This window comes from Clostridium sp. AF35-15 (genome assembly GCF_003477745.1).
In the GTDB taxonomy this organism is placed as follows: domain Bacteria; phylum Bacillota; class Clostridia; order Lachnospirales; family Lachnospiraceae; genus Otoolea; species Otoolea fessa.
This window is the reverse complement of the sequence record NZ_QUDY01000001.1, coordinates 400,885-416,128: the sequence shown is the minus strand read 5'-3', so window position 1 is coordinate 416,128 and position 15,244 is coordinate 400,885. Positions and strand designations below refer to the sequence as shown.

The 15,244-nt window shown below is 39.0% G+C and carries 14 protein-coding genes; 11 read left to right on the top strand and 3 right to left on the bottom strand.

The genetic code is table 11. The features are described 5' to 3' along the window. The first annotated feature begins 20 nt into the window (after positions 1-20). The 11 genes from DWZ76_RS02010 to DWZ76_RS01960 all read left to right on the top strand — a co-directional run bounded on the left by DWZ76_RS02010 (position 21) and on the right by DWZ76_RS01960 (position 12,452). A complete protein-coding gene (locus DWZ76_RS02010) occupies positions 21-1,382 on the top strand; it encodes an exopolysaccharide biosynthesis polyprenyl glycosylphosphotransferase (RefSeq protein WP_118471634.1) in 1,362 nt (453 codons plus the stop codon). Between the two features lie 3 nt (positions 1,383-1,385). Beyond that, positions 1,386-2,336 (top strand): DUF4422 domain-containing protein, encoded by a 951-nt coding sequence (locus DWZ76_RS02005; protein WP_118471632.1) that lies wholly within the window; start codon positions 1,386-1,388, stop codon positions 2,334-2,336. 27 nt (positions 2,337-2,363) lie between these two features. Continuing rightward, complete coding sequence (locus DWZ76_RS02000) at positions 2,364-3,152, top strand: ABC transporter permease (protein WP_118471630.1); 789 nt, start codon at positions 2,364-2,366, stop codon at positions 3,150-3,152. Positions 3,153-3,161: 9 nt separating this feature from the next. Then, a complete protein-coding gene (locus DWZ76_RS01995; protein ID WP_118471628.1) occupies positions 3,162-3,923 on the top strand; it encodes an ABC transporter ATP-binding protein in 762 nt (253 codons plus the stop codon). A 41-nt stretch (positions 3,924-3,964) separates the two neighbouring features. Next, a complete protein-coding gene (locus tag DWZ76_RS01990) occupies positions 3,965-5,848 on the top strand; it encodes a DUF4422 domain-containing protein (RefSeq protein WP_118471626.1) in 1,884 nt (627 codons plus the stop codon). 234 nt (positions 5,849-6,082) lie between these two features. Beyond that, positions 6,083-7,489, top strand: a complete 1,407-nt coding sequence (locus tag DWZ76_RS01985) for a glycosyltransferase family 2 protein (protein ID WP_118471624.1) — start codon at positions 6,083-6,085, stop codon at positions 7,487-7,489. 10 nt (positions 7,490-7,499) lie between these two features. After that, positions 7,500-8,471 carry a glycosyltransferase gene (locus DWZ76_RS01980; RefSeq protein WP_118471791.1) on the top strand — a complete coding sequence of 324 codons (972 nt, stop codon included), beginning with the start codon at positions 7,500-7,502 and terminating at the stop codon, positions 8,469-8,471. After that, positions 8,434-9,675: a glycosyltransferase gene (locus DWZ76_RS01975; RefSeq protein WP_118471622.1), complete on the top strand. Its 1,242-nt coding sequence runs from the start codon at positions 8,434-8,436 to the stop codon at positions 9,673-9,675. The genes DWZ76_RS01980 and DWZ76_RS01975 overlap by 38 nt, the downstream gene beginning before the upstream one ends. A gap of 72 nt (positions 9,676-9,747) precedes the next feature. Further along, complete coding sequence (locus tag DWZ76_RS01970; RefSeq protein ID WP_207663644.1) at positions 9,748-10,860, top strand: DUF262 domain-containing protein; 1,113 nt, start codon at positions 9,748-9,750, stop codon at positions 10,858-10,860. Next, a complete protein-coding gene (locus DWZ76_RS01965) occupies positions 10,829-11,482 on the top strand; it encodes an MAE_28990/MAE_18760 family HEPN-like nuclease (RefSeq protein ID WP_118471620.1) in 654 nt (217 codons plus the stop codon). Before DWZ76_RS01970 ends, DWZ76_RS01965 begins: the two co-directional genes overlap by 32 nt. Before the next feature lie 55 nt (positions 11,483-11,537). Beyond that, complete coding sequence (locus DWZ76_RS01960; RefSeq protein ID WP_118471618.1) at positions 11,538-12,452, top strand: sugar phosphate nucleotidyltransferase; 915 nt, start codon at positions 11,538-11,540, stop codon at positions 12,450-12,452. Positions 12,453-12,659: 207 nt separating this feature from the next. On the opposite strand, the gene DWZ76_RS01950 is transcribed toward DWZ76_RS01960, so the two are convergent. From DWZ76_RS01950 to DWZ76_RS01940, 3 genes are all read right to left on the bottom strand, one after another. Then, on the bottom strand, positions 12,660-13,853 hold the full coding sequence (locus DWZ76_RS01950) for a site-specific integrase (protein ID WP_017143963.1): 1,194 nt from the start codon (positions 13,851-13,853) through the stop codon (positions 12,660-12,662). Positions 13,854-13,931: 78 nt separating this feature from the next. Beyond that, positions 13,932-14,135 carry an excisionase gene (locus DWZ76_RS01945; protein WP_002610247.1) on the bottom strand — a complete coding sequence of 68 codons (204 nt, stop codon included), beginning with the start codon at positions 14,133-14,135 and terminating at the stop codon, positions 13,932-13,934. Next, on the bottom strand, positions 14,135-15,196 hold the full coding sequence (locus DWZ76_RS01940) for a replication initiation factor domain-containing protein (RefSeq protein ID WP_268885626.1): 1,062 nt from the start codon (positions 15,194-15,196) through the stop codon (positions 14,135-14,137). The genes DWZ76_RS01945 and DWZ76_RS01940 overlap by 1 nt, the downstream gene beginning before the upstream one ends. Positions 15,197-15,244 lie beyond the last annotated feature (48 nt).

Here is a 15,244-nt window from a genome sequence, read left to right as displayed (position 1 = left end):
AGGAACCAAAACACAAAAGCATGAATCAATTTGAGCAATACAAGCGCCTGATCAAGCTGGGATTTGCCCTGATATTGGTTGCGCTTCTGACAGGACTCTATGGCGTCATCTGGATCAATTGGTACAACAAGATTATCTGGGCGCCGTTCTTCCGCAGGGGTAACTGGATGATGATATTCATCTATGGACTCCTGCTTATTTTCTTTATGCAGCTGTACGGCGGATTTAAGATAGCGCTCCTGAAACGGGGCAATCTGATCTACTCGCAGATACTGGCGGTGGTAGTCACCAATATCATTACGTATTTCCAGATCAGCGTGCAGGATAAGAAATTCACGGCACCGGCGCCACTGGTGGTCAATCTGATAGGGGCGGTTGTCATCATCCTCGCGTGGACGATGACATTTCTCTGGCTGTACCGGGGCATGTTCCCGCCGAGAGAGCTGCTGCTGATCTCCGGCGATCACTCAGATTATCATTTGATTGAAAAAATGAATGCGCGGGAAGATAAATACATAATCAGCCAGATTGTCAGCTACCACGAAGAACCGGAACGCATCAAAGCGGAGATCGCCAAATACGACAGTGTGATTGTCGGAGATATACCGGCGCATGAGCGAAACTATATCATCAAATATTGTTTCGGCCAGAATATCCGGACATACAGCGTCCCGAAAATATCGGATATTTTACTTCGCAGTTCGGTGGAACTAAATCTGTTTGATTCGCCGCTGCTTTTATCGCGGAATAATCAGGGACTGCAGATTGAGCAGGAAATTATGAAACGGATCATCGACATCGTCGGATCACTCATCGGAATCGTTATCACGATTCCGATTTTTTTGATTGTAGGAATCTGTATTAAGATGACCGACGGCGGTCCGGTGATTTACCAGCAGACGCGCCTTACAAAAAACGGAAAGAAATTCCAGATATATAAATTTCGTACCATGGTGCAGAACGCGGAAGCAGATGGAAAGGCACGGCTGGCAAGCGAGGACGATCCGAGAATCCTGCCGATTGGCCGCCTCCTTCGTGCAACCCGCCTGGACGAGCTGCCGCAGATTTACAATATTCTGAAAGGCGATATGTCCATCGTGGGTCCGCGTCCGGAGCGCCCGGAGCTGGCGGCAGAGCTGGAAAAAGAGATTCCAGAATTTTCCTTCCGCCTGCAGGTCAAAGCCGGACTGACCGGTTATGCCCAGGTATATGGAAAATACAACACAACCCCTTATGACAAGCTGAAGCTGGATTTGACGTACATACGGAACTATTCCGTCCTGGAAGATCTGAAGCTGATTATCATGACGCCGAAGATCATGCTGATGAAAGAGAGTACGGAAGGGGTAAAAGAAGAACAGGAGCCGACAAACGGAAAATAAAACATGGAAAAACAAGCAGATATACGCATTTTGATTGCCTGTCATAAGCCAACATATGTGCCGAAAAATCCCCTTTTTTATCCGATGCAGGTGGGAACGGCTCTGACAGACCGGCGGCTGGAAGGAATGACATACCATGACAATGAGGGCGATAATATATCCGAAAAAAATCCAGATTATTGCGAACTGACAGCCCAGTACTGGGCGTGGAAACATTTGGATTGCGATTATTACGGATTTTTCCATTATCGCCGTTATCTGACCTTTCGCAACCTAAGCCCGGTGACTGCGAAAGGGAAAATAATAGGAAAACGTCATATCCCATATATAGAATTAGATTCCGTATGGGAAGATCTGACGCCATATTGGATCGAGGAAGACTGGATGTGCCGCCAGATCGAACAATACGATCTTCTGACCGTGTATCGCGAACGAATCAATACAACGGTTTACCGGCAATACTGTCAGTATCATGATGGAAACAATCTGGATCAGATGCTGGCACTTTTAAAACGGATTTATCCGGAATATGCAGATGCGGCGGACGCATATATGCATTCCAAAGAAATCTATTATATGAATATGTATATCATGAAAAAAGAGCTGTTCCAGAAATACATGGAATGGCTTTTTACGCTTTTAAGCGCCTTTGAAGCAGAGAGAAAAGAAGCAGACAGGCAGAAACAGGAGCCGAGACTGATTGGGTATCTGGCGGAGCGCCTGTTCGGCATCTTTTACTTATATCAGAGAAACAGGGGGGCGAAGTGTGCGGAACTTCCCTATCTGAAATTCTATCATACCGAACCGGGAAAGGAGGAAAGCACATCCAATATACGGGAATTCAGGCTAAAACCGACAAAAATCAAAATTAAAATAGACATGCGCAGATTAAACCGTTTGTTTCCGGCAGGAAGCCTGAGACGGGTTCTGTTGCGCGGGCTTTTTTTGAGATAAAAGCGAGAAGAGAGAAAGGAAAAACATATGAATTTGTTCTTAAGGCGATTGGGCGGATTTTATAAATACCGCTTTCTGATGCAGCAGCTTGTCACAAAAGACATTAAGCTGAAATACCGCAGAAGTTTTCTTGGATACCTTTGGAGTATTTTGAATCCGCTGATGGTTATGGTTATCATGGTAATCGTATTTTCCAATATGTTCCGGTCGGATATTACCAATTTCCCGGTATACCTGATTATCGGACAGACCCTTTATAACTTTATGAGTGAATCAACCACACAGGCGATTTTTTCCATCATTGGAAATGCGTCCCTGCTTAAAAAGACGTATGTACCGAAATATGTATTTACCGTCTCCAAAATCACAAGTTCCTTTGTAAATATGATATTTGCTCTGGGGGCACTTATTATCGTATTTATCGTGTGCCGGGTAGTCCCGAATGTATTCTTCCTGTTCATTCCGGTGATTCTTTTGCAGGAATATCTATTCTGCCTGGGACTGGGAATGCTGTTAGCACAGGGATGTGTATTCTTCCGTGATATCCAGCATATTTACAATGCAGTACTGACCGCATGGATGTACCTGACTCCATTATTTTATCCGATCACCCTGCTTCCGGAGGCACTGCGGAAACTGGTTATGACCCTGAATCCGATGTACTTCTATATCACGCAGTTCAGACAGATCGTTCTGGAATGCCGGATGCCAGATCCGTATCTGATCATCGCCGGATTCGTGGCAGCAGGTATCGCACTTCTGGTCGGAGTGGGCGCGTTCTTAAAGACGCAGGATAAATTTATCTTATATATCTAGGAGGCAGAAATGGCATCGGACAAAGATACAATCATAAAAGTAACCAATGCGGCGGTCCGTTTCAATATGGCTTCCGAGCGCATCGATAACTTAAAAGAATATTTTGTAAAACTGATCAAACGGGAGCTCATGTTTCAGGAATTCATGGCTCTGAAAGATATCAATTTTGAAGTAAAACGCGGGGAAGCGTGGGGCCTCATCGGAACCAATGGTTCCGGAAAATCAACCCTGTTAAAACTGATCTGCGGCATCCTGAAGCCGTACCGGGGTACGGTAGAGGTAAAGGGAAGTATCGCACCCTTGATCGAGCTGGGCGCCGGATTCGACGGCGAACTGACGGCGACGGAAAACATCTATCTGAATGGCGCCGTTCTCGGTTACAGCAAAGAATTCATGGATGCACACTACGATGAGATCGTCGAATTTGCAGAACTCAAAGACTTCATGAATATGCCGATCAAGAACTACTCCTCCGGTATGGCAGCCCGCCTGGGATTTGCTATCGCCACGATCGTGCAGCCGGAGATCCTGATCGTCGATGAGGTGCTGGCCGTCGGAGATGCGGCATTCCAGGAAAAATGCCAGGAGCGCATGCATCATATGCTGGAAAATGGAACGACACTTCTCTTTGTCTCCCATACGATGGCAACCGTGCGTCAGCTCTGCGACCATGCAATCTGGCTGAACAAGGGAAATGTGGTTATGCAGGGCGAGGCAGAGAGCGTCTGCGATGCTTATATGGAAAGCCTGAATCTGCCGGAAAACGCATAAAAATCCCGCAAAATGCTGTAGATGAAAGGAATGTAATATACATGGAAAAACAAGCAGGACAGAACCCGGATATCCGGATCTACGTGGTCTGCCACAAACCGGCCTATGTGCCGGAAAACCCATATTTATACCCGATTCAGGTAGGAACGGCACTCTCCGGAAAAAAACTTCCGGGGATGCTGCATGACGATGAGGGAGACAATATTTCCGAACGGAATAAGACATACTGTGAGCTGACGGCACAGTATTGGGCATGGAAAAACGAAGAGGCGGATTACTATGGATTTTTCCATTACCGCCGCTATCTGGCATTTGATCCGTCTCTGAACAAAGACGATGGATGGGGGAATATTGCCTATGACCGCATCTCAGAAGAAGCGATCGAGGAAATGAAACTTCAGCCGGAGATTATGCGCGATCTGATCACAAAATATGACGTGATCAGCGTCCGCGGACGCCGGTATCCGCGCATTAAGACAGAAGGAAAAACGATGGATGTGTACCATGAATATGGCATGGTTCCTTTCCAGCACCGGAAAGATCTGGATATTACCCTGCAGATTTTGAAAGAAAAATATCCGGCGTTTGCACAGACAGCAGATTCGTATATGCAGTCCGAAACCGCCCATGAGTGCAATATGTTCATTATGAAAAAAGAGATCTATAAAAATTACTGTGCATGGCTCTTTGATATCCTTTTTGAGGCAGAAAAGCGGATCGACAGTACCTGGTACAGTGTGGAAGAATACCGGGTGATGGGATATCTGGCAGAACGCCTTTGCGGCATCTACTATGAATGGCTGAAAACACAGCCGGGAATCCGGTCAGGAGAATTGCCGAAAACCCTGTTTAAAGAGACAGCGCCGAAAGCGGTTCTGGAGCCGGTTTATCCAGCAGGCGTGCCGATCGTATTGTCTGCCAACGATAAATTTTCACCGTATCTTGACATCATGATCCGCTCGGTGATCGCGAATGCCTCACCGGAGAGAGAGTATGACATCATTATTCTGTACAACGACATTTCTGAGAAAAATCAGCATCTGATTTCCATGGCAGCCAGGGACAAACAGAATATATCGATCCGTTTCATCCGGGTATGTGAATACTTCGATGCGGGCAAATTATTTGTCGATCAGCACTTGTCCGTAGAGACATATTACCGCCTGATTATTCCGGAGATTATGCCAAATTACCATAAGATCCTCTATCTGGACTGTGACATGGTGGCCGATCATGATGTGGCAGAATTGTATGATTTTGACTTGAAGGGAGCCGTGATTGGAGCGGCTAAAGATATCGATGTGGCAGGACAGCTGAATCTGAATCAGAACAACTGGCAGACCTATGCAACCGAGACATTGGGACTGGACAGTCCGTATGACTATTTCCAGGCAGGTGTCCTGATTCTTGATCTGGACGGACTCCGCAGGACGATGAGTTCAGAAGATATGATTCAGATGGCACTGACCCATTCCTATCGCTGTCACGATCAGGATATCCTGAACATCGTGTGCAAAAACAAAGTAACTTACCTGCCACAGCAGTGGAACACGCTGATGGACTGGCAGGAGATTGGACGCAGCCGTATGGATATTCTCAAGATGGCGCCGAGACAGCTCTATGAAGCATACACACAGGCGAGAAAACGCCCGTATCTGATCCATTTCGCTGGATACCAGAAACCTTGGGATGTGGTGGACTGTGATTTTGCGGAATATTTCTGGGAGTATGCGAAGCTGTCGCCGTATTATCCGATGATCCTGAGAAAAACGAAACGATGCCTGATGGATGAGAGAGAAGCGGAACTGTCAAGAATCGCAAGGATGGAGCAGAACGCGGGCATCCGGAAGATTGCCAATAAGGTGCTGCCGATTGGGAGTCGGAGGAGAGAGTGGGTTAAATCAATTTATAGAAAAACAAAGTAAGTTTCTAATAGTTGATTTCGCAAATGAGAAATAGCAGTAAGATTTTGTTATAAAAAGAGATGTTGGTTTCGGTAAAATGTTTCGGATGGAGCTATAGCAATAATAATGCCTAAGTCCTGTTTTAAATATTTTATAAAATGTATTTGTTGTGTGTGTTTAACAATGGTGGAGAAGGAATGAATATACGCTAAAAAGAAATGAATAAAAATTTATAGTTGAGCATGGAGAGATGATATGGTAAAAGTGTCAATTGTTGTTCCAATCTATAATACGGAAAATTATGTAGAGAGATGTTTGGATTCTTTGCTAAAACAAACACTTACAGATATAGAAATTATTTGTGTTAATGATGCATCTACAGATGCGTCATTAACAGTAGTAGAAAAAAAGGCGAATAATGATCGAAGAATTAAAATCATTAATCATAAACACAATTTTGGAACAGGGCAAGCTAGGAAACATGGCGTAGAGGTTGCAAATGGAGAATATATATTGTTTGTCGATAGTGATGATAGTTTAAAATCGAATGCATGTGAAGAATTATATAAAAAGATAAAAAAAGAAAAAGTGGATATTCTCCATTTTGGTACAAATATTATTCCGTCAAGAAACACATCAAAAACAATGGTTAATTGGGTTGAAAATTTCCTAACCCCATATCCTCATAATATATGTGGAAAAGATATATTGGAAAAGTGTTATGTTGAGGGAAAATTTGATTTTAATATAACAGATAAAATGTGGGATGCGGCTTTGTGTAAAAAGTCATTTTCTCAGCTAAGTGATCAAAAAATGATTGCAGCGGAGGACCAATATGCTTTTTTCATCATGGCATTTTATGCAAATTCCTATTTAGGGATACAAGAGGAGAAATATTATAATTATAATTTGGGAATTGGAATAACAGGTGGAGATATATTAGATTTGAAGCGGTTTGAAAATCGTTGTACAGGTGCGATAGTGGTACAGGAGGTTCAAGCCTTTTTAAAAAGAGAAAAGAAGATGGAAGAATACCAAACAATATTTCAAAGTTTTTCAAATAAAATATTGTGGGACTGCGTAGATTGTTGGATTAATAAATTAAAATCAGATGATTCGAGTGAAGGCTATAGAATTCTTTTAAAATACTGGGAGCCAAGTAAGATTGTATCTGCTATAGCTAGAACTAACTTTGAAAATGATGATTTTATACGAGAAAAGGCGGGAGTGTTTGGAGAGGAAAAAAAAGATACAGTAGGAATTTATTGCAGAGGAGTTGATTCGAAAATCAAACGAAAGATGGTCGAGAATCAAAAGAAATTTTTAGAAAAGAATGGTAACAAAGTCGTTTTATTAACTGATGAAAATTCATTATATAATGTTGAATCATTTATTTTAATTCCAGATGCGAGATTGGCTAATTGGGATAAATATGAGAGCAGAGCAGAAGAGATTAAGAAAATAATTCAAATGTATAATATTAAAATATGCTTGAATATGTCATCGGATATACATAATACGTGGTTAGATAAACTCTTGTTAAAATCATATGGTGTTATTTTGATGGAAATGAATATAAAGGATAATTTGTTGTTTGCTATAAAATTATTCTTTTTAAAATGTTGTGAAAAATTGGAAAAAGTTGTAGTGGGGGAAAAATAGGGTGAATGTGATGGAAGAACTGGTCAGTGTAATTATTCCTGTATATAAAGTGGAAAAATATCTGGAAAGATGTGTTGAATCTGTACAAAAACAAACGTTTCAAAATTTGGAGATCATATTGGTAGATGATGGTTCGCCAGATTTATGTGGAGCTATGTGCGATGAGATGGCTAAAACAGATCCTAGAATAAAGGTGATACATAAAAATAACGGAGGATTATCAGATGCAAGGAATGTAGGAATCGAAATGGCATCTGGTAATTATATTGTATTTGTTGATAGTGATGATTGGTTGGACTTAGATATGATAGCTCTATTATATCGAGTGTTAAAAAAATATAATGCAGATATTGCAGAGTGTAGTTATAGGAATATTTGCACTGACAGAATTGAAGAAGAAACAAATTGTTCGGCGAAAGTGGTAGAGGGAGATAGAATTCTAGCGTTGGAGGCGATGCTTGATTGGAGATGGTTTAAGCCTGTAGCGTGGAATAAATTATATAAAAGAGACGTTTTGGGAGATATACGTTATCCAAAGGGAAAATTACATGAGGACGAATATACAACATATAAATATTTTTATAATGCAAATAAGTTGGTTTATGTAGATGTTTCTAAATATAATTATGATAGAAGACGAGAAGATAGTATTACAGGAAAAAAATTTAGAGAAGATAATTTAGATGCATGTTGGGCTTTTAGAGAACGGATGGAATTTTTTTATAAGAACAACTTGGCTGAATTGTATTTGAAGATGAACAATATATATTGTTGGTATGTATTGGAAAGTTTACATAAATGTTATTTAAATAATATTTCGGGAGAAAAATTAAAACTCCTTTTAAAACAGGTAAAAAAAGATGTTGTCTTTTTGAGTGATAAAGAAGTAAATGAAGAGTATTTAAATGCTTTTAAATTAATAAGTGAAAAAGGGTTGAAAAAGTATGAAAAAACATATAGAAAACAAAATGAAAAAGGTTAGTATAGTGGTACCCATTTATAATAGCGAAAAATATTTGGGATATTGTATAAATTCAATATTGAGTCAAACATATACGAATATTGAGGTGATATTAGTAAATGATGGTTCAAAAGATGACTCTATAAATATTTGCAATAATTATGCAGAGATAGATCCAAGAGTAAAAGTAATAGATATTCAAAATTCTGGAGTGAGTCATGCAAGAAACATTGGAATTGAAAATGCAACGGGATATTATTTGCAGTTTGTTGATTCAGATGATGTTATAGCGAATAATATGGTGGAGAAATTGGTTCGCGCAATGGAAGTCTATCAAATGGATGTTGTTTTTTGCGGAGCAAAGATAATTACATTAAAAAATAATATGCCACAAGATATAAAAATATGTAGTTCTGAGGGGATGGGAAAACAATGTGTTTTGAGCAGAAAGATATTTTTTGAAAATATAGCCTATCTTTTATGGAAAACAGCTATGTTGGAAGGTCCGTGGAATAAATTATATAAAAGAGAAATTATAGTAAATAAAGGAATAAAATTTCCAGAAGAAATAACATTAGGAGAAGATTTCCTATTTAATATGAATTATTATGAAAATATTAATGGGGCAGTGTTCCTTGAAGAAAAATTATATTATTATATTCAAGCGAATTCTTGTGCTTTAACGAAGATAAAACGGTTAGATATATTTGAAAATCAAATAATGCTAATAGAGGAATTTGAAAAGCTTTTAAAACGTAATATAGCATTATCGGACAATGAAAAAATTCATATTTCTGAATACACAATTGCAAAAGTGATACAATGCTTAAAAGCTTTTACAAGTAATAATAACCTTACAAAAGACGAAATTAAAAATTTTATATCCATTATTGTAAATAATGAAAAAGTGAGGACGTCATTTCAATATGCAAAATATATCGAACCAGAGTACGAGTGGTTACGGGAGAGTTATAAGTTTTGCGATGTGAATTTGATTTATGAAAAAATATTTTCTGAGTTTGATGGATGCTTGAATGATATTGACAAGGAACAAGTGAAAAATCCGGGGATAATTAACAGAACTTTGATTTTTGTACTAGATGAAATGATGAAAATTTATTCGACAAGAAAATTAGAAATGGTGAGAAATAGTTTGGTGGATTTTGGGATAAAGGCAACAGTTAATAAAAGTATAAAATATCATAATAAAAGGAATCAAGGATGAATAAAAAAGTAGAAAAATTAATTATAGGCACAAAAAATCAGTTATCAGTGGAGAGGGGGAGAGTGAACGTTTATGAAGGATAGCAGAAACATTTCTGGTGAGGCATTTATGAATATGCTGGAGAAAGAGATAGATGATCAGCAGAGAAATGTTGCATTTGATATAAAAGAATATACGATTGAGATCATCGTTCAAAAGTATCTGAATGGTTTGGAAAAAGATGAGAATGAGTTTTTTGTGCCGGAATATCAGCGTGAGTTTGTATGGGATGAAAACAGGCAATCTCGTTTTATAGAGTCTTTGATGATAGGATTGCCAATTCCGTATATATTTTTGGCCGAGACTTCGGAGGGGCGTTATGAAATTGTTGATGGATCGCAGAGAATTCGAACGTTGGCAGCATATATCAATGATAATTTAAAAATCAGAGGGCTTGAAAAAGTACCGGATTTGAATAATTTAAAGTTTACAGACTTAAGTATATCCCGTCAGAGAAAATTTAAAAATATTTCTTTAAAAATGATTGTCTTATCAGAACGCACAACGGATGAAACGAAAAATGATATTTTCGAACGGATTAACCGGGGCAGTGATTTGTTGAAAGATATGGAATATCGAAAAGGAATTTATACTGGAAAATTTAACGACTTCATTTGTCAATTAGCTGCGGATGAAAGATTTAAAAAATTGACACCAATTGCAAAATGGTTGGAAAAACGCCAGGAAGGGGAAGAACTTTTGCTGCGTTTCTTTGCCTTTTCCGAATGGTATCCAAAGTATAGTGATTCAAAAGGAATATCGAAACAATTAGACGAGTATATGCGAGATAAAAATGCTTCTTTTGATGATACAATGAAAAAAGAAATGCAGCATCGATTTGAAATTACCATGGACTTTGTAGAAAAATATTATCCCTATGGTTTTGCAAAAAATGAGAAAGCACGGCAGGTGGCAAGACCATATTTTGAGGCATTGTCAGTTGGTGCATATCTGGCATTAAAAGATAAAGAAAATTTGTCTGTTTCAAAGGAAAAAGCAAAATTATTGCTGACAGATGATAAATTTATTACTTCTGTTTCCGGAAGATATCAAACACATAGAGCAAAAACAATTCGAACGAGAATTGATTATATAAAAGAAGGATTGTTAAAATATGGGGAAGCAGTTGATTGCCGCAAGGAATGATTTAGAAAGTCGTTTCAATGATATGGATTTAATGATACGAATCCTAGAACTGGATGAGAATAAAAAGATTGAAAATCAGCTTCTTTTGAAATCATCGTTACTTTTGATGGTGTACAATGCGATTGAGGGAACGATGAGTAATTTGCTGACAGAATTATTTGATAGTGTTTGCGAAAAAAAGCTTCCGGTTGATAAATTACCGGAAGCTTTTCAAAATTTAATTTATAAATATCATCTAAAACGTATTGGTTCTAAAGAGAATGAATTAAAGAAATTATATGAGAGTGAAAAAGAAAAAATATGCGAAATTAGTTATCTGGAGTTGAGCAGATATTTGAAATTGTTTTCAGGTAATTTAGATGCAAGAGAGATTCGAAAAATTTCTGAAAATATAGGAATACAGATTGTAAATAAAGAATCAGACAAATTTCTTTTGATAGTAAAAAATAAGAGAAATAGTTTGGCGCATGGAGAGAAAACATTTGTAAATGCGAGCCAAGATATTACGTTAGATGAGATAAAGAAAAATATAAACTCGGTTAAAAATTATATGGAATATATAATAGAAGAGTATGAAAAATTTATAGATAAAATATTGAAAAGCAATATTAAACAGCAATGAAAATACATATATGAATTTTTGATGAGTATAGAAATGGATTATTTACGGAGGAAAAATGGAAACTACCCTTATTATTATGGCGGCAGGTATCGGTTCCCGCTTCGGAACCGGTATCAAGCAGTTAGCCAAGATGGCTCCCAATGGGGAGATTATTATGGATTTTTCGATTTACGATGCGAAAGAAGCGGGATTTACAAAAGTTGTCTTTGTAATTCGAAAGGCTATCGAGGCAGAGTTTAAAGAAGTGATTGGAGATCGCTTATCAAAAGTCATGCCGGTAGAGTATGTATATCAGGAACTGGAAGATTTGCCGGGAGGTTATCAGGTTCCGGAAGGACGTGTAAAACCATGGGGAACAGGACAGGCGATCCTGGCTTGTAAGGATGTTGTGAAGGAGCCATTTGTGATTATTAATGCAGATGATTACTATGGGAAAGAAGCATTTGTAAAACTTCATGATTTCCTAGTTTCAGGAAATGCAGATAAAGATAAGATAAATCTTGCGATGGCAGGATTTTCCTTAAAAAATACTTTGAGTGAGAATGGAACTGTTACGAGAGGCATTTGTGTAGCAGATAAAGATGGATATCTGGAGAAAGTTATCGAGACAACGGGAATTCAGAGCGCAAATGGGAAGATTCAGTGTGATAATGAAGAAGTTAGTAGATGGGTTACATTAGATACGATGGTATCTATGAATATGTGGGCCGGATATCCGGACTTCCTTCAGTATATAGATGAGGGATTTTCTGGATTCTTAGATAAACTGAATGACAATCCACAGAAAAAGGAATATCTGCTTCCGAATATTGTGGCGGAGTTATTGGAGAAGAGAGCTGCGTCGGTAAAGGTTTTAGGTACATCTGATAGGTGGATTGGGATTACATATAAGGAAGATATTGAACCGGCACAGAAAGGTTTTTCATTAATGATAGAGAAGGACCTGTATCCGGTAAACTTATGGAAGTAATTTTAAATCCAAGAAAAAAATTAGCAAGTAGTTTTTACAAAATCATATATGTCTTTTTGACTATCTTTTTATATCTTCTTAAATGTCCGCAAAGCCTTATTTTATAGGCTCTACGGGCATTTTGCTTTTGTGGTAAACCTCACATATCTAGGTCTATCTTCTTATATTTTCGCTATCAAGCGTGGTTAAAATCGTGGTAAATACTTCTTATGCGATTAGACGCTGAACCTCTGATTTTGCGGTATCTATGGACGCATGAGCATACCAGTTCATTGTGATACTGATGTTTGAATGTCCCATGATATACTGTAAATCTTTCGGGTTCATGTTCTTGCTTGCCAGTCTTGTGCAGAACGTATGGCGTAGCGTATGTGGTGTGATATGTGGCAAGGGGTTATCCTTGTGGTGTTTGTTATATTTCTTTACCATACGGACAAATAAGGCGTTGTAATCAATCGCAACTTTAGGATTGCCTTTCGGATTGACGAACAGAAAATCTTTGTATCCGTCTATCTCTATCAGTTTCCCCTTTGTGCGTTTCCTTATGACCCGTTGAAATGCCTGTATCGTTTCTCTGCTTAATGGCACTTGCCTTGTTCCACTCTTTGTCTTAGGCGTTTCAATATAATAGCCCTGTTCCTTGCTCTTTAATAACTGGTGGTCGATAACCACAACCTCATTCTTGAAATCAATATCGGCTACTGTCAGTCCGCACAGTTCCGAGATACGAAGTCCTGTCTTTAACAGTATCAGCACATCATCATAATACTTGTGATACACGTTATCCGTCTTGATGAATGACAGTAAGGCTTGTTCCTGTTCCTCTGTCAATGCTACTTTCTCTTTGGTATCATTTTCTATGATTTCACTTAACTTGAAATTAAAAGGGTTTTTCCTTACACAATCGTCTTGTATGGCGATATAGAATGACGCTTTTAACGAGCGTTTATGGTTGTTAATAGTGTTATAGGAAAAGCCTTTGTCTTTCATGCGTAACGCCCATTCTTTAGCGTCAGAGGGTTTTATCGTATCAATGCTCCTAGCACCTAACTTGTCCTCTTTCAATAACCGCATGAGTTGTTCCCGTTGTTTCTGTGTGCTTTTCTTCACATTTGCCCTCTGTGCGTTCTGTTTGGCGTAGAGTTGGCAAAGCGTCATTTTCTTGCCTGTGCTGTCGATACCGTCCTCAATATCCCGTCTTATCTGCTGTTCCAGTTCACGAAGTGAGGGTTTTTCCCGTTTTCCCTTTGGTGTCGGGTCTGTGGGTGTCAATCTCCAAGCATACACATATTTTGTGTTTCCAAATGCGTCTACATATTTATATAAGTATTTTCCGTCTGTTCGTTGGCTCTCTCCAGTATGCAGGATACGTTCTTTACTATCCCGTCTTTTTTCTTTCATGGTGTCTGCTCCTTTCCTTGTTGGAAAGAGCCTTGATATGACTTGTATTCATCATAACACATACAAGGCTCATTTGCATTAGATTGCGTCCAATTTATCAATGACCTTTTCAAACTGTCGGCGTTTAATCTGTATGCGGTTGCCATTCATAATGAGCCAGCCAGCGTCCTTGTTTTCCTCTGCCAAGCGTCTTAACTTGTTTTCTCCGATACGGAAATACTTTGACGCTTCTTCAATGGTAAGGGTGTATTTTTCCCATACGGGAATATCGTTGTTATTCATCAGATACCCCCTTTCCCATGTTTCGTGTCATACTGGATATAGGGGATAAGGTCGGTGCGGTCTATCCTCTGTAAGTGGGCGGTTAATTTACTGGAAAGGGAACTGCTGTATCTTGCCCTGTCAAGCATAGTTCCCACTTTTTCCAGTCCACCTAATGCATCATGTTCTTCTAAGAAATAAAAACTTTTGACAGCAGAAATCACGCCACCCTCTGTGAGCCATTGCTGTGTTTCCTCAAGGGAATTATGTAGTTTCGGTACTTGCAGTTTCAAGACTTCCACAGCCCCTAAAAATCGTTCCCAAAACCGACACGTTTTCCATCTGCTCTTATTACTTTCATTTCTGTTTGGCACGACAAAGCGTAGGTTGTTTGCCAATAGCCCGAAAGCCAGTTCCCCAAGTTCCAGCGGTCTGTCTTTGAATGTCATGGCAAAAACATGAGCCTTATCATCACGCAGTTGCATTTCTGTCCGTTTCCAACTGCCGACTTCATCAAGTGTCTTATTATGTTTTGAACAGACTTCCTTATCCTTATCATAAAAGCGGTAGGATAATCCCGATTTACCAGCACCGATATAAACAGTCTTTGCGGTGTCGAAATCATCAAACTTGCTTTCGTCAAAGTGGTAGCCCTCACTATTAGAAATAAATTCCTCTTTTTCGCATTTCTTCTTTATCTGCTCTATGGTAAAGAATGGCTTTTCGTTCTTATCATCAATGGCAATATCAAGTCTTGTGAAATGAAAGTTATCCAGTCCGTATCTTCGCTCACAGCGTCGAAACATATCCCCAAAGGTATAATTCCTACTGTCGAGAATACGGAAAATATCATCACAACCTCTGCCAGTCATAACAAGATAACAGCCTAGCCCCTGTGGGTTATCCTCTGTCTTTCTTGCGTCCCCCGATACATAAATATCTCCAATCTGCCAGCGTGCTTGATAAGTCTTGAATTTTATCATTGCTGGATAAACATTGAAAATGTCAGTCGGTAAATCTAAAATGTGCATGATTATATCTTCAGCGGTTGCCGTTTCAAATACAATGCTGATGTAATCAATCTTAACGGATAAATTTTTGTGTGTAGTTATAGTGCATTGCTCCTTTCG

Bases quoted from the DNA above. Each gene is read 5' to 3' on its own strand.
- DWZ76_RS02010 (WP_118471634.1), top strand. From the start codon at position 21: ATGAATCAATTTGAGCAATACAAGCGCCTGATCAAGCTGGGATTTGCC.
- DWZ76_RS02005 (WP_118471632.1), top strand. From the start codon at position 1,386: ATGGAAAAACAAGCAGATATACGCATTTTGATTGCCTGTCATAAGCCA.
- DWZ76_RS02000 (WP_118471630.1), top strand. From the start codon at position 2,364: ATGAATTTGTTCTTAAGGCGATTGGGCGGATTTTATAAATACCGCTTT.
- DWZ76_RS01995 (WP_118471628.1), top strand. From the start codon at position 3,162: ATGGCATCGGACAAAGATACAATCATAAAAGTAACCAATGCGGCGGTC.
- DWZ76_RS01990 (WP_118471626.1), top strand. From the start codon at position 3,965: ATGGAAAAACAAGCAGGACAGAACCCGGATATCCGGATCTACGTGGTC.
- DWZ76_RS01985 (WP_118471624.1), top strand. From the start codon at position 6,083: ATGGTAAAAGTGTCAATTGTTGTTCCAATCTATAATACGGAAAATTAT.
- DWZ76_RS01980 (WP_118471791.1), top strand. From the start codon at position 7,500: ATGGAAGAACTGGTCAGTGTAATTATTCCTGTATATAAAGTGGAAAAA.
- DWZ76_RS01975 (WP_118471622.1), top strand. From the start codon at position 8,434: ATGAAAAAACATATAGAAAACAAAATGAAAAAGGTTAGTATAGTGGTA.
- DWZ76_RS01970 (WP_207663644.1), top strand. From the start codon at position 9,748: ATGAAGGATAGCAGAAACATTTCTGGTGAGGCATTTATGAATATGCTG.
- DWZ76_RS01965 (WP_118471620.1), top strand. From the start codon at position 10,829: ATGGGGAAGCAGTTGATTGCCGCAAGGAATGATTTAGAAAGTCGTTTC.
- DWZ76_RS01960 (WP_118471618.1), top strand. From the start codon at position 11,538: ATGGAAACTACCCTTATTATTATGGCGGCAGGTATCGGTTCCCGCTTC.
- DWZ76_RS01950 (WP_017143963.1), bottom strand. From the start codon at position 13,853: ATGAAAGAAAAAAGACGGGATAGTAAAGAACGTATCCTGCATACTGGA.
- DWZ76_RS01945 (WP_002610247.1), bottom strand. From the start codon at position 14,135: ATGAATAACAACGATATTCCCGTATGGGAAAAATACACCCTTACCATT.